The following is a 19,098-nucleotide window of genomic DNA, read 5'->3' on the forward strand; positions in this document are numbered from 1 at the left end:
AAAAATCTTATCTATATGCGCCCCCTCTTCTTATGAGAAGGGTTTTCCATGTTAAGTGTTAACGAACTGGCACTTGAAATATTCGACAACCTCGCCGATCTGGCCGAGGAGTTTAACGCTGCGTACCACGAACTGGATAATGGCGCACGCATCGTTGATTGTGGTGTGAGTACCCGGGGCGGTTATGCGGCAGGGAGGGCGTTTACCGAGATCTGCATGGGCGGTCTTGGCGAGGTCAACTTCAGGATGGGACAGATAAAGGAATTCCCGCAGCCGTTCATCGATGTGAATACCGATTTCCCATCGATTGCCTGCCTCGGGGCGCAGAAGGCTGGCTGGACGGTCAAGGTGGGGAACTACTTTGCGATGGGCAGTGGCCCGGCACGGGCACTCTCCCTCAAGCCCAAGCACACCTTCGAAGTGATCGACTACGAGGACGACTATGACTGCGCTGTGATCTGCCTGGAGTCCGATCACCTGCCAAACGGCGAGGTTATGGAGAAGATCGCCGAGGAATGCCACGTCGATGTGGCAAATACCTGTGCGGTGGTCGCACCGACATCCTCTATTGTCGGATCGATCCAGGTTTCAGGACGCTGTGTAGAGACGGCAATCTACAAATTAAACGAGCTCGGCTTTGATACCCGTAAGATCATATCGGCGATCGGCACAGCCCCGATTCCGCCGGTCCGGGGGGCGAAGCGTGCGATGGGCGTGACAAACGATGCGACCATTTACCATGGCCAGATCCAGCTCACGATGAATGCACCGGAGATCAAAGACTACCTGGAGAGGATCCCGAGCAACAAGTCCAAAGGATACGGCAAGCCGTTCAACGATATCTTCAAGGAAGCCGGCAACGATTTCTACAAGATCGATACATCGCTTTTCTCACCCGCAGAGGTCGTTATCAACGAGCTCTCGGACGGGAGTGTCTACCATGTCGGCGCTGTCAACAATGACGTGACCCTGAAGTCGTTCGGGTTACAGTAACCACTTTTTTATCGTTTTTCCGGGTTCTGTTACATTATCCTGAGGCCCGGGCCGGCACGTGAAGTTGCCAGTCATGGTGGCTCATCAGGCCCGTACAAAAACTTTTCAAAAAATACCGGGTCGCCCGGTCCGGCACAGATTTTTCGGCCGCAAAAAAATTCGGGAAAAATTTTTCAGACCGGAGAAATGTCCGTGTTTAGTGTCCGGCTCCACCCGGAAATTTAACCCGGTGCCTCTCAGGAAAACGTGAAATAAAGATTCTCATAATAAAAATCAGTTCTTAAACAACATTTTATAACCCACCATCATCCAGATACATTCATCGTACTAACTGGTTCTGCGTACGCATACCTGGCCCCGGTGTTGTCGTTGCCATGGCAGTACCTGAGGTACAATGGGAGGGTACATGATGGACGGCAGGAATACATGGAAGAAAACCCCCGGGCTTGATCCCCGCATGGTACTGATTCTCATCTTTATGGGTATGTTTGCCATAACCGGTGTGTTTGAACTTGGAGGGGATCTTTTTCTTCCGTATTTTGCGACATGGCAGGCCTCACTTATCACCATGATCGTGGTGAGTGCAAGCGCAGCGTTCATCTCATTTTTCCCCCTCCGGTCTCTCCGTACCGCAGAAGCCCGGCTGGATACGCTCCTGAATGGTTCCCCGGCTCCGCAGTTTGTCATCGATGCCGATCACCGGGTCATTTTCTGGAACCGGGCTTTGGAGATCTCAACCGGGATCAGGGCATCCGAGGTGTATGGCACCACGTATCCCTGGCATGCCTTCTATGCAGGGGAGCGACCGACTCTCGCAGATCTTCTTATTGACGGGAAGATTGAACAACTTCCTGAATGGTACAAGGGCGGGATCACCAAATCGAAGATTATGGATGGATCGTACGAGGTGGTCAATTTTTTCCCGCATATCGGAAAAAACGGCAGCTGGTTCTACCTGACCGCCTCCCCGGTACGGGATGAGAGCGGCATTCTTCTCGGGGCGGTTGAAACATTCACCGATGTGACCGATCGTATGCATGCCGAGGAGGCCCTTGAAGCGAACAGGACCCTGCTGGAAGATTCGATGGAACTGGCGCACATGGCGTACTGGGAATACGATGTGGTTTCGGGGATGTTCGTCTTTAACGACCGGTTCTACGCCCTCTATGGTACCACCGCGGAACGCGAAGGGGGGTACCGGATGCCGGCAGAAGCGTATGTGAACACTTTCGTCCACCCTGAAGACCGCCGTCTCGTGGGGGACCGGATTGCCATGGCCCAGACAACACAAAGCCCGGAAACGCTTGCCGAACTGGAGCACCGGATTATTCGCAGGGACGGCGAGGTCCGGTATATCAGGGCATGTGTCCGCACAACCCGGGATGAATCGGGCCGCATGGTCCGCACCAACGGTGCAAACCAGGATATTACCGAACAAAAACAGGCTGAAATCGCCCTCAGGGAAAGCGATGCGCGGTTCCTCGCGTTTATCAGTGAGGCTGCCATGCGGTTGAAAAACCCCCTGGTTCTTGTCGAAGGCAACCTCGGGTCTGTGGTTGGCGATCTTGACCGGGGCGACGCGAGCATCCCGGATATCACCCTCCAGCTCAGGCTGCAGATAAAGAATCTGGAACAGATCCGAAATAATATCAATGAGTTGAACAAGGCAATTGTCGATCATGGGGGCGGGATCCCGGAAGCCTCGAAAAAATTCCTGACGGAATAAAGGGGACCTGTTCGTGGCGATTTCCCCTATTGAGATAAAGGAGGGAGCCTTGTACCTGATCATGGCTTCTGCCGCACGATTGAAAGAGGAAAATATCAATCTGATCAGGATGCTGCTTTCGCGGGATTATTACGTGCTTGTGGTTACAGCGAACCACCCGTATGATATCCTCAAAAAAATCTATGAGCAGAAGGGGATTCCCATGGAGAGGATATTCGTGGTTGATACGGTTACGAAATATGCAATGGGACATGATCACGAACCCACATCAGACTGCCGGTTCATCAACCATCCTTCCGATCTTACGGATCTGGGAATTGCCATCACGACAATCTTAAACAGTAACAAAGAGAAAAAAATCTCCCTGCTTTTTGATTCTGTCAATGCCATGCTTATCTATATCTCGTCCCAGAATATTACCCGGTTCATCCACTTTGTGACAAACAAGCTGCGGCTGATGAATTTTTCCGGGATCTTCCTTGCCGTGGAGAAAGGACTTGACCCGGATCTGCTTATCCAGCTGACGACCTTTGTTGACAGGGTCATTGATGCGGATTCGGAAGGCATCCAGAGCGGCGAACTGAAACCGCCTCCATGAGGTCCTCGCTCTGCCACCCCGGCCATTTTTTCTTCACCACTTCACCCAGAATCCTTTGAACTCTCCTGTTGCCTCTCCCTGCAGCGCCTGCAACCCGTCAACACGGATTCCCGGCTCCCCGTGAGCCCACACGAGCAGGGCAAACTCCTCAAGAGATGCAGGGGATCCTTCTGCAATTATCCGGACGGAACCGTCCGGCATGTTCTGCACTGAGCCGTGCAATCCGAACCGGCGGGCGCATACCTCCACGAAATGCCGGTATCCGACACCCTGCACTTTTCCGGTTGCCACTGCGGTAACCCTCATCATTATTCCGGAACTGGGGATGCATCATTTTAATCGTTGCCGATCTGATCCGCAGGTGGTGTGCCTGAAGTGTCACCGGGATGCGTGGGGGGGTTTTATCGATAGGATATACCCTCCGTCTACGATCTGTTTTTGCTCTACAGGATCCCGTATTCAATCAGGAAGGCGGTGGACCTATCCCCACTTCCAAAGGACTCTGAAAACAGTTCTCTCTATTGTCCAGGGTGGCACCGGCAGACTGGCAGAGTGGTAGGGATATCATGCAATGAAAAAAGAAATCCTAGTCCCGGTTCATAGTAAACCAGCTTAGCTTAATCCTGCGGCGGCTTTCTCATCAATAAAAACGGCATCAGCAGGATTACAGCAAGGATGATCATAAACTCGGCGAACATGTAGAGCAGGTCTTCCTGGCCCTGATCATAGAACCGGAGATCGAACGACATTGTTTTGTTCCACGTTACCTGCGTGGAATTATCCGGAAACCGGGTCACGTTTGCCCCGGGACTTAACCCGGCAAGGAGCAGGTTCCGGACATCATACTGATCAGGCAGGGTCACGTTCACGTTGTAGGGTGAGAGGAACGTACCCTGAAGATGATTGTCACTCAAAGGTGCGATATACATGACCGTGTAGTTCCCTTTTGGGAATGTGATCACCGAGGGGGCGCTCCACCGGGTAGTCCAGTTAAAATCCACAGGTGTGCCGTTGTCGGCAAGCAAGGTCACGTTTGCGACGGTGATCGGTACATTCTCCCCAAGCATGCCCGTGTCGGCAAACATGTAATTTGACGCATCCGAGAGGTCAACCTGAGCGGCATACGAGCTGGCGTTGCCCAGCACCTGGTACGAGGCATTGAGCGCCCCCACGGAAGGGACGGCCAGGGCAATTATAAGTGCAGCGCAGAGAGCAGCGAGCGCAGGTCCGCGTCGATCTCTATCGGGGGTTCGCATTGCTTGATCACCGTTTCCGGGTCTTTTAAAAGGTGGCCGGTCACTACGCAGACAATCTTCTCATCACGGTCGATAGATCCCATCCCGGCGAGCTTGCGGATACCGGCCACCGAAGCAGCAGATGCAGGCTCAACACCTATGCCTTCTTTCCGTGCAAGGTCACGCTGCATCGCGAGTATCTCTTCATCGGTTACCGACTCTGCCGTCCCCCCGGTCTTACGTATCGCCGTAAGCGCTTTCTCCGCATTGACCGGTGCACCGATCCGGATTGCCGATGCGAGGGTTTCGGGATGCTCTTCCGGCACCACTGCGGGCAGGCCTTCTTTGATTGCCCTGACCACGGGGCTCGATCCGGCAGCCTGGATCCCGGTCATCTTTGGCAGTCGATCGATAAAATCGAGAGCCTGGAGTTCGAGCAGTCCTTTATATACCGCGGAGATGTTGCCTGCGTTACCCACGGGCAGCACAAACCGGTCGGGTACGCAGCCCAGCTGGTCGACTGCCTCGAACCCTATTGTTTTCTGGCCCTCGAGCCGGTAGGGGTTGATCGAGTTCAGCAGGTACAGCCCATGGGTGAGGCAGAGCTCGTGAACCATCTCGAGCGCACGATCGAAGTTGCCCCGGATCGAGATGACCTTCGCACCATGCATCAGCGCCTGTGCAATCTTGCCGACCGCAACGTGTCCCGCCGGCAGGAGCACGATCGCCGGGATCCCGGCTTTTGCCGCGTATACCGCGAGGCTTGCCGAAGTGTTCCCTGTGCTCGCGCAGGCAACACTCTTCATTTTGAGCTGGAGCGCCATTGAGACGCCCACCGTCATCCCCCGGTCCTTGAACGAGCCCGAAGGGTTCATGCCCTCATGCTTGGCGTAGAGATACTTGAGGCCCATCTCGTCCCCGAGGCGTTTTAAGTGATAAAGAGGCGTTCCCCCTTCGCAGAGGGTGACCGGCTCTCCATATACCGGCAGCAGTTCCCTGTAGCGCCAGACCGAAATCGGGCGGGATTCCCAGGTTGCCCTCTTTACGGCAATCTCATCGAGGGGGTATTTCACCGCCAGCAGATGGCCGCATTTTTTGCAGTTATAGATGATCTCGTCAGCGGGATAGGTCGCACCGCAGTGAACGCACACGAGATGGTACATGACCAAGTATTGGTTTTCCGGGTACATATAGGCGAGCGTCAAACGGCAGGCTATTACTCCTGCCGTTTTCCCATGAGAGAGGCATACAGTGCGTCCCTTCGGTCATTATCGACGGGAAAATCCCTGCGGGCACGTTCCACCACAAAAGGATCAATCTCATAGTACAACAGCTCATTTCCATCACCGGCCCGTGCGATTCTCGTCCCGCAGGGGTCAGCGGTCATGGACGCACCGGTATAGCTGTCGACAGGTGTAGTTCCTGTCGTATTCACACCTGCGACATACATCTGGTTTTCTGCAGCCCGGGACTGGATGAAGAGTTCCCAGTACTGGAGCCGGCTTTTTGGCCATGCCGCAGGGACAACGACCGCGTGTACTTCTTTATGCCGGTATAACCGGAAAAGCTCCGGGAAACGGAGATCGTAACAGATTGCAAGGCCAAAACGTATTCCTTCAATAGAGAAGGTTGCAAGCCCGCTGCCTGAAGTAAATTTCAAATCCTCGTGACCTGGCGAAAAAAGGTGGATCTTTGCGTAAGTGGCAAGAATCTCGCCGTTGCGACCGATGGCGATGGCGGTGTTCCTCGGTTTTGGGGAGAATGTTTCACGGAACGATCCGATAACGGCGATTGAGTACTCCTCTGCCAGTCTCCTGAGCCCGGTCACCGTTGTGCCGGTGAAATCTTCGATATTTTTGTCCGATACGGGATCCCAGCCGGTCGCGAACTGCTCGGGAAACGAGATGAGTGCTGCCCCGGCCCGGGCGACCTCGCAAAAAACCAGTTCTGCTTTTTTTAGTGTCTGTTCCGGTGATTCCCAGATGCCGGCGATCTGGGCGCTGCAGCATCGCATCGTCAGGCCATCTCCCGATCAGGAATCAGGTGTCCTGGCCAGATCCCCGGTCAACATACAGGACCACGGCGGCACCTATTACTACGAGCACGATTGCAGTGAGCAACAGGAACGGCGTGAATGAATGAAGAATCCCGAGGAGCATGGCTGCTATGCTGATCCCTACTACAATGATACTGCACCCCACAAGAATCAGGCCCACGGTTGCCATATCCCAATCAGACATTATGATCCACCCATCAGGGGAAATGCGATCTTTATCCCCGTGATCACAAACTGCACGGCAATGGCAATAAGCAGTATACCCAGCAGCCGGTTTATCACCCGGTACTGCCGCTGGCCAATCTTCCGTATGATATAGTCTGCGTTCCGCATCATAAAGTAAGTGATCCCGATCGCAACTCCGATTGAGGCAAAGATCACCAGCCACGCAAGTGTCGACATACCCGTGGCTTCATTGGTAAGGACAATTGTGGTGGTGATCGCCCCGGGACCGGCGATCATGGGGATGGCAAGCGGCATCACTGCGACATCCTCATTGTCCCGCGATTCGTATTTTTCCGTCGCCGTGAGCTTTGTCCGGGATGTTTTTGCATACACCATTTCCATGCCGATCCCGAAGAGAAGGATGCCACCGGCAATGCGGAACGCTTCAAGAGAGATCCCGAAGACCTGGAGGATTATCGTCCCGGCAAGGCCAACGACGACGAGTATTACAAGTGCAATCGTACAGGCATCCCGGAGGATCTGGTCTTTTACCGGCTTTTCCAGATTTGTTGTGAGGGAGATATAGGTTAATGTTGCTCCCAGCGGGTTCACGATGATGATGATTGAAGAGAGGCACAGCAGTGAAAAACTGAGCAGGTCGCCGGGCATGAAGAAGAAACGGCTCTTATGGGTAATAGAAGTTATGGTAAAAAAAGGGCTTAGTATTCGTATAACACGGATTCATCGATCCGGGTGTAGGTAAATACTTCAGCTGGTTTGAAGTGAATGCCGATTTCGCGTGCAGCACTCTCGGGTGAATCGGAAGCGTGGATCACGTTCCTGCCGATATCGATCCCGAAATCTCCCCGGATGGTACCGGGTGCCGCTTCCTGCGGGTTTGTTGCCCCGATCACTTTGCGGATGATCGCAACCGCGTTCCTGCCTTCCCATACCATAAGAAAGCACGGGCCTCCCATGATATAGGTCTTCAGTGACGGGAAAAACGGCTTTGAAAGGTGTTCCCGGTACTGTTCGGTGACCCGGGCTTCGGGCAGGTTCTCGAACCGGGCTGCCACGAGTTTGAGGCCTTTTGCCTCAAGGCGGGAGACGATCTCGCCGACAAGGCCGCGCTGGACGCCGTCAGGCTTGACCATCACAAAGGTGCGATCCATAAAGAAGATCACTCCTTGTTTGCACCTTTCTGTCCTGCCGCAGTCCATTCAACCCGGCGGGGAACCCTGCCCAGCTTGTGGTTGTTCTGGCATTTGGTGCTGCAGAAATAGTAGATAGTTCCGTCTTTTTTGATAAACATCTTACCGGTGCCCGGCTCAAGCTGTGCACCACAGAAACTGCAGATGTGCTGTTCGACCATATGGTTCACCGTCTCGACAGTTTCTTTGCCTCGCGTTCAGTCTCAAGGAGCATGATAACGTCTCCTTCCCGGATGGGGCCGACCGTATTGCGGGTGATAATGCGCCCCTTGTTATTGCCATCAAGGATCCGGCACTTGACCTGCATCGCTTCCCCGTGCATACCGGTGGAACCGACGACCTCGATGACTTCTGCTGGCGTTGCGTCGTCTGCCATGATCGCTCCTTATGCCTTTAAGGCAACCAGCTGTTTGGAGAGATCTTCGATCACTTCTTTTGCCTTGCCGGGTTTGACGATAGCGGCGGCAGCAGAACCGACGTCAAGGCCGCTTGCGGCACCGATGTCGTTTTGTTTGTTGATGAAGATGTAGGGGATTTTTTTCTCATCGCACAGCGGTGCGAGGTGCATAACAATCTCCGCGGGTTCGACGTCAGCGCCGATTAAAACAAGCAGCGCAGCGCTGCGTTCAATGGCTTTTGTGGCTTCGTTTGAACCCTTCTTGATCTTCCCGGTGTCTCTTGCAACTTCAAGGGCCTCAAGCGCCTTGTTCTGGAGCTCCTCAGGAGCCTCGGTTTTTACGTATCCTTTTGCCATAACTCACCTCATTCAGGAGCCAGATTGCCCCTTCATTACTCATCAGTCAGCAGTGATGCAGCCATATCATTTCATCAGGGGGAGAAATAAAGGTTTGTGAACGGCGGCGGCATACCCGGCCCGGTACCTCGCATATCCGGGCCGGTGCGCATCAGCCGGCAATGCGGTAAATGTCGGTGCCCTGCCCGGAGTACACCGGTTCAAGCCCGGTAGACGGAAGGCTCACGTTATACGTCTCCCGCTCTACGTCGCCAACGTAGAGAAGGGTTGCGTTGTATTTTTTCATTAAGACAACCGTTTGATCCGGATCCTCATAGATTGATTTAATATCGGCAGGCCGGGTGCTGTACCAGCCTGTGGTATCCCCGCGCCACATAAATTCGTGGAATGGCTCGCCGATGATCGTGGGGATACCGGTGAACGATGAGATCCGGGAATAATAGGTATAGTCCCCTCCCACAGCCTCAACAATGCGCTCATCACCGGTAAGGTTTCTGAGATAGGCAACACCGCCGGCATCGCCCGGGTGGGTGGTATCGATATACGCAAGCCCGTCGAGCGAACGGCTCCCGTAATTGAGATCGAGAGGAACCACAAAAGGCGTGACAAAAAGGATGCCAATAACGAAGATTGCCAGAACAGCACTTTTTTTTACCGGTATAACCGGGATGCGCCCGGGCCGGGCAAGCCATGCGCCGACCATCACGGAGGCGCTTGTGCCAAGGATGATCCATGCAGGCAGGTAACACTTAAAGACCGTGTTCATCCGGAAATAGGTGTCCCCCATATTGTCCTTGAGGTAGAACAATTCCACGAGTATGAGAATTAAAAGCCCGAATATAGCAAGAAGATCGGGGATGCAACGCTCCTTTTTTGCAATGAAATAAATGAGGGGGATGGCAGCAATTGCAGCAGCAGTATAGCCGGCAAGGATGAATGGCACAGCGATGAGCAAAAGATACGGTCGCCTCCGTATGTCTTTGATGAGAAGGAGCAGAAAGATGGCAATGAACCAGCCGTTTACGAGCAGGAACTGGAAGGGATCGGATGGCGTCTTTACGATTCCGATTCCACCGGTACTTGTCTGAAGCGTCAGGTAAAAGGGGAGATAAATGAGAATGGAAACGGGAGGGATCGCGATCAGATGGCCCCATGATGATATGTTCTGCCCCCGTTTTCTGCAACCCAGGATGATCAGTGTGGCAATAACAATCGTAATCGGCGCGTAGATAAGCACATCCCAAGTGTTGATCAGTGGCATGGAACCGAGGCTGAGCGCGGCAAGACCGCACATTATCCATTTCTCTCTCGATTTGAGCGATTCCCAGTATTTGCAGAGATAGAGCAGCAGGAATATCAAAAAGACCTGGTTAAATATCGAAATGACGTGTGCGTGGAGATCTCCCCACGTGAACGAGAAAAGGGGATATTCATTGATGGTGTTGGTGATCGTCCGGGTGCTGTCCCAGAGCACGGAGTTGAGCCCTTTCCCCATGATTATCTGATAAAAAAACGAGGGGTTCGGGATAAAAAAGATGAGCAGCGGAAGCCAGCGGAACCGGTCGAGCAGGAGCGTACCAATCGCGTAGACGGTCACCGCAGCGACACCGAGAACGGTCGGCAGGGAGAGGTTGAACGCCACACTCGAAGGAACGCCGCTCACAATGCCGAGGCAACCAAAAATCCAGTAACCCAGATAGTAATATACGTCCATAGTCCCCCCGGCAAACCAAGGGTCAAGAGGGGGCACGACCGGGCTTCGCATAATGGATGCGAGGAAAGCGTGGTCCATGAACTTCTCTGCGTAAGAGATGGTAGGATTAACAAACCTCACAGTAAGCATTAAAAAAAAGAAAATGAGGAAGATCAGTTCCCAGTGCCATTCTTTTTTGATCTCAGAAAAAACGTACTCGCGCCGGTAGAGATTATAGACAAAGAGCAGGATGAAAGGTACGATGGCCAGCTGAACGGGAATGCGGGCGAGACCGCAGTACCATGTAAGAAATGTGAAGATAAGCAGTGAGGCTGCGAATGCGGCCGGGAATGCATACTGCAGCAGGATCTTTTTAAGTAGTGGGTACAGCGAAAACTGCAGGAAAGTAATGACCAGCAGCCAGCTTGCGACACACAGGATCTGATATTCAGGGATCAGGAGTTTTTCCTCCGTTCGGTTTTGCATTCATTGCTGATTTGATCGTCGGGATCACCCAGTCCCCGAGATAATAAATGGAAACAACTCCTCCGGCAAGGGTGACAAGATTCTTGATAAGGTCATCGACAACAGCGATCAGGAATGCAACGGCGTATGCGACACCGGCAATCTCATAAAATGTCGTTGCGACAGCGATTTCGTAGGTTCCGATTCCGCCAGGTGTTATCGGTACTGCTTTTACGAGATTCCCGATCACAATGGCAAGGACGATCACTGCAAAAGGGATCTGCTGCTCAAACATCGCCACAACTGCGTAACAGACAAGGATATCGATGATCCAGATTACGATAGACGATGCCCCGAGAATTACCATAGAGCGCACAGATAGCGACGCGCGCCTGATCTCTTCAAGCATGGTAAGTATAAACCGGACATATCGGTTCTGTGTCGTTAGTTTTCCTGCAAAGATCAAGAAGACAAGGAATCCAAAACCGAGTGCGAGTGGCACAATGATTATCAACTTAAACCATGACGGCACATTGGGGACAAACCAAAGGGAAACTGCCCCGAGAACGGAGATGGCGATGATATCAAAGACCCGTTCCACAACAATCGAGGAGATACCTTCAGAGTATGTCGTGTTGTAGTCATGTTTCAGGATAAAGATCCTCACAAAATCGCCCAGGCGGGCAGGAACGATCACATTGACCGTCTGGCTGATAAAAACACACGCCGTGGTCACGACAACCTTGATCCGGTAATTGAGACCAAGAAGAATCCGGTGGTATCGCCACCCGCGCAACCACCATGCGGCCAGGCAGATAATGATCGCTATTCCCAGATAGACAGGAACAATATGCTGGAGTGCGGTGAGCAGCTCGCCCCAGACCAGATAGAGCATATATCCAATGATCCCGACAGCAATCAGGGTCGGGATAAGGATTGTACTAATTTTTCGATACATGGATCTGCCACCAGAGACGCAGGATGGATGAACCCATCCCGAATACGTCCTTTACACGGACGGTTGTTCCTGATCCTGCGCGCCAGCGGACGGGAAACTCGTCTACTGTATACCCAAGTCTCTGTGCCCTGACCAGAAGTTCTGTATCCCAGAACCAGTGATTTGAGCGGATTGTGGGAAGTACACGGATGATACGTGTCTTGTTGAATGCCTTAAAACCGCACTGGTGATCGAACAGGCGACTCCCAAGGATGTGCCGTACAAGGAAATTATACGACCGGCTTGCAATCTCGCGCCCCTCAGTCCGCCGGATATCACTTTTCGGGAGGAGCCGGGATCCAGTCGAAATATCAGCACCCTTCCTTACTGCATCGATAAGCTCCGGAAGATGCTTCATGTCGGTCGCCAGATCGACATCGTAGTAACAGACAATTGAACCCTGTGCGGTCCTTATCGCCCGGTTGAGTGCCTTCCCCCGCCCCTGACGGATGTCAGAATGCAGCAGTTTCACGTGAGATGATATTGTTTCATATTGTCGGACAAACTCTGTACTTCCATCAGAACTTCCATCTTCGGCTACAATCACTTCGAAATTTTCCGTGATCGTTGAGAGTACTTTGAGAGATTCCGGAATTGCACGTTCGAGCGCGGGCCGGTCATTGAAAACCGGGATAATTGCCGTAATTTCAGGTGCAACCATCGTGTTCCTTCTCCAGAATACAGTTGGCAATCCGGTTGCCTGCCCTGATCGAGCCTTCCATGCTCCGCTCAGGATAGTTCTCTTCAGAAAACATCCCGGCAATATAGATTCCGTGTTTTTCATATGCAGGTATGAGTGAGCGGTAACCGGTGGTATAGACCGGTCCGGCCCATGGGTCGACCGTCATGCGGCTCCAATGGATCTCTCCTTCCTGAAGACCAAAACGTGAACAGAAATCCTCCCTCATTTTCTGATCAAGCCGTGCGGGAACAGAACCACTGAAATAAGATGCCAAATAAACGATATGCTCTCCGTAGCGCTCCCACGGGATGAAATTGGTATGTGCAACGACCGCCCCGTAAGGCCCTTCGTCTTTCATATTGATCCAGTATATGCCCTTGCTGACATCTCGTTCGATTCCTAGGGTCATACAGGCAGCGCCCTGGTAGGGAATATCCGGCATCACCAGTCCAGAAATACCCCCAAGTTCCTGGGGTGGGATGGTGGACATCACCGCATCCACGCTCTCTCCGTTAATCTCCCAACGGCCATCGCGTCTTGAGAGTGCTGTAACAGGAGTTTGCAGGTTAATTTTTCCCCCTTTGACCAGTATCGACTTTTCAAGCCTGTCAATAATCTGGTGAAATCCTCCGTTCAGGTATCCAAGGTGTTCTCCGGAGGCACCCCTGTTTGAACGGATGGCGATGCGGCTTATCAGCCAGGCTGCGGATACCTTGCTCCGGCTCCTCCCGAACTTACTTCTCAGCAGGGGCTCAAAGAATGAGGAGTATATGCGGGGGCCGAGATGATCGAGAATATAGGTCTCGGCCGGGATGTCATCAAGGGAAAGAGGATCTATTTTTTTTGCCTGAAGGGTGAGCCACGTAAGTTTTGCCTTATCGATAAGCGAAAGTTCCGGCCAGCGCAGGATTTGAAGTGGAGTTGTGAGCGGATAAACAGAATCCCCGGAAAAATAGCCGGTGCTCCCCTCGTGCCATTCGAGCCGGTCCCACAACCCGAGGTCGCGGATAAGGGAAAATAAATCCTTGTCATCGGAGAAACAATGATGGTAATACCGCTCGATCCAGTAATCGTCGATGTGATAAGATGAGAGGCACCCCCCCAGAAACGGCATCTTCTCGAATAGTACTATTTCGTGCTCCCCGGCCAATGCATGGGCGGCAACAAGCCCGCACATACCTCCCCCGAGTATTCCGATTTTCATGGTGTACCGGTACTATTTGTTCGGGATCAAATGAAAAAGGCTCCGTAACCTTTCTGGAAAAAAGCGACAAAACATGACGAAAGTTTGTAAGAAAGTTTTTGTATTGTTGAATTTAAAGTTCTTAAAACAAAGGACTTAAAAGAATTAAAAGAAAATACTTATCCGTTAGCCCATTGGATGGTGTAACCAGATGCGGGTATTTTTCATTGGTTTTGGTCAAGCGGGCGGCAAAATTGTCGATATGTTCATTGAACAGGACAAGAAGCTCGGAACTAACAGTTTCCGGGGCATTGCCGTTAATACCGCACGGACCGATCTGATGGGCCTTAAAAACATTGAGATGAAAGATCGCATTCTTATTGGTCAGACACTGGTGAAAGGTCACGGTGTAGGCACTGACAATGTAACGGGGGCCCGGGTTACTGCAGATGAGATTGACAGTATTATCAATGCCGTCGATACCCGCGGAACGCATGATGTCGATGCATTTGTAATAGTCGCTGGTCTTGGAGGAGGTACCGGCTCAGGGGGATCCCCGGTACTTGCTCGTCATCTCAAGAGGATTTACCGGGAGCCGGTATACGCACTGGGCATTATTCCGGCACCGGAAGAAGGACGGCTTTATTCTTACAATGCAGCCCGCAGTCTTACGACGTTGGTAAATGAAGCAGATAATACCTTCATTTTTGATAACAGTGCATGGAAGAATGAGGGAGAAAGTGTCAAGAGCGCATTCCAGCGACTCAATAATGAAGTAGTACGAAGGTTTGCCATTCTCTTCCGCGCAGGTGAAGTGGGCCGGATGGGTGTCGGTGAAATGGTGGTGGATTCAAGTGAGATCATCAACACCCTCCGTGGGGGGGGCATCACATCGGTTGGGTATGCAATCAGTGATGTGCTCAGTACACGCACCAAGCAGCAGCGGGGAATTTTTGGGGGCCTCAAGGAGAACATTAAGGATACATTTGGTGGTAAGAAGGAGGCAAATGAGGAAGTGCTCATGGGTGAGGACAGGTCAGCAAAGATTGTCGGCCTTGTCCGCCGTGCCATGCTCGGTCGTCTTACACTGCCCTGTGATTATTCTACTGCCGAACGTGCGCTGGTCCTCATAGCAGGACCCCCGGACGAGATGGATCGGAAAGGTGTCGAAAAAGCCAAGAGCTGGGTAGAAGAGAATATAGCCGGGGTTGAAGTGAGAGGAGGAGATTATCCGGTAAACAGTGAGTATGTCGCGGCAGTCGTGATGCTGGCAACTGTTGGCAATGCCCCCCGTATCAAGGAACTCCTTGATATTGCAAAGGAAACAAAAGAAGAGGTTATTAAATCCAAGGAGAAGAAATCGAATATGTTCGAGGAAGGTATCGAACCGTTGTTCGAGTGAGGTTGATGATGAAGGCATTGAAACGGTTAATTTTGATTACTGCCCTGATATTGATCATAGTACCAGCAGTTTCCGTAGCATATACGGTGAACTCAATGGCAATTAACCCGAGCAGTGGGGCCCTGACCCCGGGAACAACAGTTGATATTTCATTCACGGTACAGGAGCCCAGCGGACAAACGACAACAAACGATCTCGTAATGTATACCGCATTGAAATCACCACAATGGTCGTACATCATTAATGTGAACGGTAACCCGACTTCACCCGCTACATCAGGGTCTCCAACTGTTGATGTCAGTGGTTTTTTACTGACCTATAAATCCACTGATGATGTAACAGTGGCTGTAACGTTGTCAGGGACGGTTCCCACGGTAACCCAGACCTCAAACCAGACATTGATCCAGATTTATGAGGTTGATTCAAATGGCAATCAGGTTGCAACACCCTATACGCAGACCGTTCTCGTGGTCAATCCCAGTGATGTTACGACCGCAATCGCAAATGCGAATTCCCAACTCAGCCAGTTAAAAACCGATATTGATGAAAAAACAGCGCTGGGTATTGACACATCTGCGGCCCAAGCGCAATATAATACTGCCCAAAGCCAGATCAGTCAGGCCCAATCGTTGCCATCGACACAGTACTCCGATGCATTAAATGATCTCACTACGGCGACATCCACAATAGCCAACGGCGAGACCCTCCTTGACAAAGCGTGGGCAGAATCGGAGATCGCTACTGCTCAGGCACCAGTAAATAATGTCGACACACTGATCGCGTATTTCCAGGGCAATTCAAGTACGGCAAATGATCCCCGCTTGGCAACGGTTATTACTGAGCGGGAAATTGCCGTGAGTTATATATCGGCAGCAAGCGATTTCGTGACCAGTGGTAACTATGCATCGGCACGCTCAAAAGCTGAGCAGGCATATACCGAAGGAAATCAATCCTATAATGATGCACTCACGTTTCAGGCAGCGGTAGAAGCAACATGGAATCCCTTAGCGGGACTTGGTTCGGTTGGTTCGCTCTTCAGTTCCAGCGTCCTCTTTATTATTGTTGGTGTAATAGCCGTTGTATTAATTATTGTCGGTATCATTATCTACCGTAAACGCTCACGGTGGGATGAACTGGGTTAAGTTCATCTTATCTTTTTATCAGAAATTTCAGAAACTTATACGAAGAGCGGCTCAGTTTTTTGGAGATGACCTTTTGGTGTCATTAATATGGATCCCTGATCCAGATTCAGCGATCGTATGTCATTCCATAAGAAAAATTATACAGGGAAAAATTTGGGTCAGAATTGAAAATTAGCACAGCCATAAAAAACGATTTTTTGAAAGAAATAATGCTCTTTCACGGGTTTTCCGCACACATAGAATTTTTAGCTTGTCCGCTCTGCGGGTTCTGGTCAACAGGATTCGATTGGCCGTAGAGGATGATGGTTTCAGGAATTTCTTTGGGCTGAATGAAGGCTGGTGGATAATGACTCCATATACTTATTCTGTACTTAGGATTTGGAGGCAAAATTATTTCTACGGAATCCTGTGGTCATTTCATTCAATTGCAGAGAAACCTCTCCTTTGAATAATTGAGCATCCGTTCATCGGACAATTTTCTTCAGAAAGTTGTTTCTAGATTTTTGTATTCATCGAAGTTAATACTCATATGGGGAGAGAATGTTGTACCAGATGACGAACTCCCCATCAAAATTAGACAGCCTGAGTTTTTATTCGAGCAAGCCGAATCACCGTTCAATTTTTTCCATTGATTTGAAAATGTTTCAATCAGGCGATGAGGAACTCCTTAAACATGTGGTCGGAAAAACCTAGGTCCGTGACCTGCACTAGTAATGCAGCTGTGCTTCAATAACTACTTCACAGTCACATCTTAAATGATAGATCTCCTTGAATCCTCACTCCGCATAAATAATTTGTATCAACCTCAAACTATTAAATCGCCTAAAAAATAAGATCTCTCACTACTGCGGTGTGAACACATCAAGATTAATGCTCCCCATTGTCCCGTCACGGTGGATATAATAATCAAACAACCGGTCTTGGTTATCGTAATATGAGAACCAGTAATCCAGTTTGTAGGTCGTTTTATTGTATCCCGGTATAGAGGGATAACTTTCAGTATCGTGGAGGATAATGACACCCGGATGATCCTGTGTCAGGGTTTTTATATCCTCTTTCTGGCCATAGAACGTGATCTTATCCCACCGATCGCCCCGGTAATACCACGGTAATGGCCAGTATTCCTGTGATGCCAGAACCACCTGACTGGAGTTATCCATTATGTTCATAACGTCCCTGAGATCCTCGGAGTTCTGGACCTGGACAATAGGCTCGTTGATGTCTGCCGGGATAAATGCGACATGCCAGGTTATCAGGGCCAAAAACAGGCAACCTATAAGGGCAAATGCAATTTTCTGCCAATTCAGTTTGTATACGGCAACAAAACTCATCGGGAGCAGCTGGTGAATGATCAGCCATGGCACTTTTTCACCGACATACGCATAAAATGCCATGGTCAGGATCATCCAGTAAATACAGAACTGGAAAAAGAAATCTGATTTTTCACTGCCGGTCTTTGGGGTTTTGAGTTGGGTCAGACTCGTCGCAACGACATCTTTTGTTGACAGTTCAAAATGCCGGGTTAACAGCCAGTTTTTCAGCCGTTTGATGGTAAGAATTAAGCTGGCGTCTTTGAATACAAACTGGAGTGTCCCCAGTATTGCAAGAAGGAATATGGGTAATTCATATAAGAGGTACAGGGGTATATAGAAATAGAACGGGCCTCCCAGACGCTGTTCGTCCGACATAGATACCCAGTGATCAATGGCCTGATACCATCCGGTTGAATTTATCTGGAAATTTTGCCCGACCAGTGTTTCCGGATGCATCCCGAATGCTGAATAAAGGGCAATCAGAATCCCGATAATAATAAACAATCCTATAATGAGATCGTTTTTCCATTGGGGTGGCAGGTGGATGCGTTTTTTCCAGAGTGAATACCCAAAAAACGAGATGAAAATCAACAATATAATTGGCATCTCTTCTTTACAGCAAAGCGCTCCCCCTGCGGCTATTGCCGCTATAATGACATACCGTAGCTGACCCCGTTCAAAATAATAGAGCAGGGCAACAAGAAGAAGCATCGTGAAGAAAAGCATGAAAATGTCATGACGAAGGAACCGGGAGAAGTACACCATGTCCGGGGAGATGGCGAGGAACAGCGCGACGACCAGCGTCTGCACTCTCGTGATATACCCGAGCCGGTGAATGCAGTATACCAGTGGGATAAGCAGGGTGCCGAACAATGCGGGAAGCAGTCGTGCAACAAGATCTGAGGCACCAAAAAGCGAGAACATCCCGGCGGTGACATAGTAAAGGAACGGGCCGTGATAGCTGGGATCGTAGACCCAGGTACCTTTTGTCAGGAGAGTATAGGAAAACCATGAATGGATGGCTTCATCATGGTGGAACAATTTGAGATCAAGGTGCCAGAACCGGAGGATAATGGCAATCAGGAGGATTAAAAGAAAGACTCTCTCGAAAGTAAAAATTTTCTTTATTTTATCGGAAAAGAAAGCGGCCTTCTCCACGCGCCGCACCTTCAACTTTCCAGTACGATTTCGATTCCGATATCTTTTGGCACCTGAATCCGCATCAGCTGGCGGAGTGCACGCTCATCTGCGTCAATATCAATGAGTCTTTTGTGCACACGCATCTGCCAGCGATCAAATGTTGCGGTTCCCTCCCCATCGGGGCTTTTGCGGATGGGTACAACGAGCCTTTTTGTCGGGAGTGGGATGGGACCAGCCAGATTCACTCCTGTGCGTTCGGCAATCTCGCGGATCCTGTCACAGACCGTCTCTACCTTGTTGAAATCTGTTCCTGTCAGGCGAATTCTGGCTTTTTGCATAATGA

Annotated in this window: 21 protein-coding genes; 5 read left to right on the forward strand and 16 right to left on the reverse strand. The window is 50.8% G+C overall.

Annotation, left to right across the window (positions count from 1 at the left end; genetic code table 11):
* Window positions 1–48: 48 nt before the first annotated feature.
* The 3 genes from mch to ACLQMU_RS11620 all read left to right on the forward strand — a co-directional run bounded on the left by mch (window position 49) and on the right by ACLQMU_RS11620 (window position 3,317).
* Window positions 49–993 carry a methenyltetrahydromethanopterin cyclohydrolase gene (mch, locus tag ACLQMU_RS11610; RefSeq protein WP_422150252.1) on the forward strand — a complete coding sequence of 315 codons (945 nt, stop codon included), beginning with the start codon at window positions 49–51 and terminating at the stop codon, window positions 991–993.
* A gap of 406 nt (window positions 994–1,399) precedes the next feature.
* The gene (locus tag ACLQMU_RS11615; protein ID WP_422150251.1) at window positions 1,400–2,719 is read left to right on the forward strand and encodes a PAS domain-containing protein; all 1,320 of its coding nucleotides are present in this window, start codon (window positions 1,400–1,402) and stop codon (window positions 2,717–2,719) included.
* Between the two features lie 13 nt (window positions 2,720–2,732).
* On the forward strand, window positions 2,733–3,317 hold the full coding sequence (locus tag ACLQMU_RS11620) for a DUF7504 family protein (RefSeq protein WP_422150250.1): 585 nt from the start codon (window positions 2,733–2,735) through the stop codon (window positions 3,315–3,317).
* Window positions 3,318–3,350: 33 nt separating this feature from the next.
* Here the strand turns inward: ACLQMU_RS11620 and ACLQMU_RS11625 are convergent, their stop codons facing one another.
* From ACLQMU_RS11625 to ACLQMU_RS11690, 14 genes are all read right to left on the reverse strand, one after another.
* Entirely contained in the window at window positions 3,351–3,626 is a 276-nt protein-coding gene (locus tag ACLQMU_RS11625; protein ID WP_422150249.1) for an acylphosphatase, read from the reverse strand.
* Window positions 3,627–3,934: 308 nt separating this feature from the next.
* Entirely contained in the window at window positions 3,935–4,573 is a 639-nt protein-coding gene (locus ACLQMU_RS11630; protein WP_422150248.1) for a DUF5803 family protein, read from the reverse strand.
* On the reverse strand, window positions 4,510–5,715 hold the full coding sequence (gene thrC, locus ACLQMU_RS11635) for a threonine synthase (RefSeq protein WP_443673717.1): 1,206 nt from the start codon (window positions 5,713–5,715) through the stop codon (window positions 4,510–4,512). The genes ACLQMU_RS11630 and thrC overlap by 64 nt, the downstream gene beginning before the upstream one ends.
* A gap of 53 nt (window positions 5,716–5,768) precedes the next feature.
* Entirely contained in the window at window positions 5,769–6,566 is a 798-nt protein-coding gene (locus tag ACLQMU_RS11640; RefSeq protein WP_424039116.1) for a nitrilase-related carbon-nitrogen hydrolase, read from the reverse strand.
* Window positions 6,567–6,591: 25 nt separating this feature from the next.
* Complete coding sequence (locus ACLQMU_RS11645; RefSeq protein ID WP_422150245.1) at window positions 6,592–6,792, reverse strand: hypothetical protein; 201 nt, start codon at window positions 6,790–6,792, stop codon at window positions 6,592–6,594.
* Window positions 6,792–7,442, reverse strand: a complete 651-nt coding sequence (locus tag ACLQMU_RS11650) for a MarC family protein (RefSeq protein WP_422150244.1) — start codon at window positions 7,440–7,442, stop codon at window positions 6,792–6,794. Before ACLQMU_RS11650 ends, ACLQMU_RS11645 begins: the two co-directional genes overlap by 1 nt.
* A 50-nt stretch (window positions 7,443–7,492) precedes the next feature.
* Window positions 7,493–7,945: a nucleoside-diphosphate kinase gene (gene ndk / locus ACLQMU_RS11655; protein WP_422150243.1), complete on the reverse strand. Its 453-nt coding sequence runs from the start codon at window positions 7,943–7,945 to the stop codon at window positions 7,493–7,495.
* An 8-nt stretch (window positions 7,946–7,953) separates the two neighbouring features.
* Window positions 7,954–8,145: a 50S ribosomal protein L24e gene (locus ACLQMU_RS11660; protein ID WP_422150242.1), complete on the reverse strand. Its 192-nt coding sequence runs from the start codon at window positions 8,143–8,145 to the stop codon at window positions 7,954–7,956.
* 5 nt (window positions 8,146–8,150) lie between these two features.
* Window positions 8,151–8,360 carry a 30S ribosomal protein S28e gene (locus ACLQMU_RS11665; RefSeq protein ID WP_012106229.1) on the reverse strand — a complete coding sequence of 70 codons (210 nt, stop codon included), beginning with the start codon at window positions 8,358–8,360 and terminating at the stop codon, window positions 8,151–8,153.
* A gap of 9 nt (window positions 8,361–8,369) precedes the next feature.
* Window positions 8,370–8,738 (reverse strand): 50S ribosomal protein L7Ae, encoded by a 369-nt coding sequence (gene rpl7ae, locus ACLQMU_RS11670; protein ID WP_422150241.1) that lies wholly within the window; start codon window positions 8,736–8,738, stop codon window positions 8,370–8,372.
* A gap of 151 nt (window positions 8,739–8,889) precedes the next feature.
* On the reverse strand, window positions 8,890–10,917 hold the full coding sequence (locus tag ACLQMU_RS11675) for a DUF2298 domain-containing protein (protein WP_424039112.1): 2,028 nt from the start codon (window positions 10,915–10,917) through the stop codon (window positions 8,890–8,892).
* Window positions 10,880–11,854 carry a lysylphosphatidylglycerol synthase transmembrane domain-containing protein gene (locus ACLQMU_RS11680; protein ID WP_422150239.1) on the reverse strand — a complete coding sequence of 325 codons (975 nt, stop codon included), beginning with the start codon at window positions 11,852–11,854 and terminating at the stop codon, window positions 10,880–10,882. Before ACLQMU_RS11680 ends, ACLQMU_RS11675 begins: the two co-directional genes overlap by 38 nt.
* Window positions 11,838–12,554 (reverse strand): glycosyltransferase, encoded by a 717-nt coding sequence (locus ACLQMU_RS11685; protein ID WP_422150238.1) that lies wholly within the window; start codon window positions 12,552–12,554, stop codon window positions 11,838–11,840. The genes ACLQMU_RS11680 and ACLQMU_RS11685 overlap by 17 nt, the downstream gene beginning before the upstream one ends.
* Entirely contained in the window at window positions 12,541–13,779 is a 1,239-nt protein-coding gene (locus ACLQMU_RS11690; RefSeq protein WP_422150237.1) for an NAD(P)/FAD-dependent oxidoreductase, read from the reverse strand. Before ACLQMU_RS11690 ends, ACLQMU_RS11685 begins: the two co-directional genes overlap by 14 nt.
* A gap of 190 nt (window positions 13,780–13,969) precedes the next feature.
* On the opposite strand from ACLQMU_RS11690, the gene ACLQMU_RS11695 reads away from it, so the two are divergent.
* Complete coding sequence (locus ACLQMU_RS11695; protein WP_422150236.1) at window positions 13,970–15,160, forward strand: tubulin/FtsZ family protein; 1,191 nt, start codon at window positions 13,970–13,972, stop codon at window positions 15,158–15,160.
* Window positions 15,161–15,165: 5 nt separating this feature from the next.
* The gene (locus ACLQMU_RS11700; RefSeq protein ID WP_422150235.1) at window positions 15,166–16,302 is read left to right on the forward strand and encodes a hypothetical protein; all 1,137 of its coding nucleotides are present in this window, start codon (window positions 15,166–15,168) and stop codon (window positions 16,300–16,302) included.
* Window positions 16,303–17,144: 842 nt separating this feature from the next.
* Here ACLQMU_RS11700 and ACLQMU_RS11705 read toward each other — a convergent pair.
* A complete protein-coding gene (locus ACLQMU_RS11705) occupies window positions 17,145–18,773 on the reverse strand; it encodes a flippase activity-associated protein Agl23 (protein ID WP_422150234.1) in 1,629 nt (542 codons plus the stop codon).
* A gap of 11 nt (window positions 18,774–18,784) precedes the next feature.
* Entirely contained in the window at window positions 18,785–19,093 is a 309-nt protein-coding gene (rpsJ, locus tag ACLQMU_RS11710; protein WP_012106238.1) for a 30S ribosomal protein S10, read from the reverse strand.
* Window positions 19,094–19,098 lie beyond the last annotated feature (5 nt).

Origin of the sequence: Methanoregula sp. (genome assembly GCF_052325125.1) — an archaeon.
Taxonomy (GTDB): Archaea; Halobacteriota; Methanomicrobia; order Methanomicrobiales; family Methanospirillaceae; genus Methanoregula.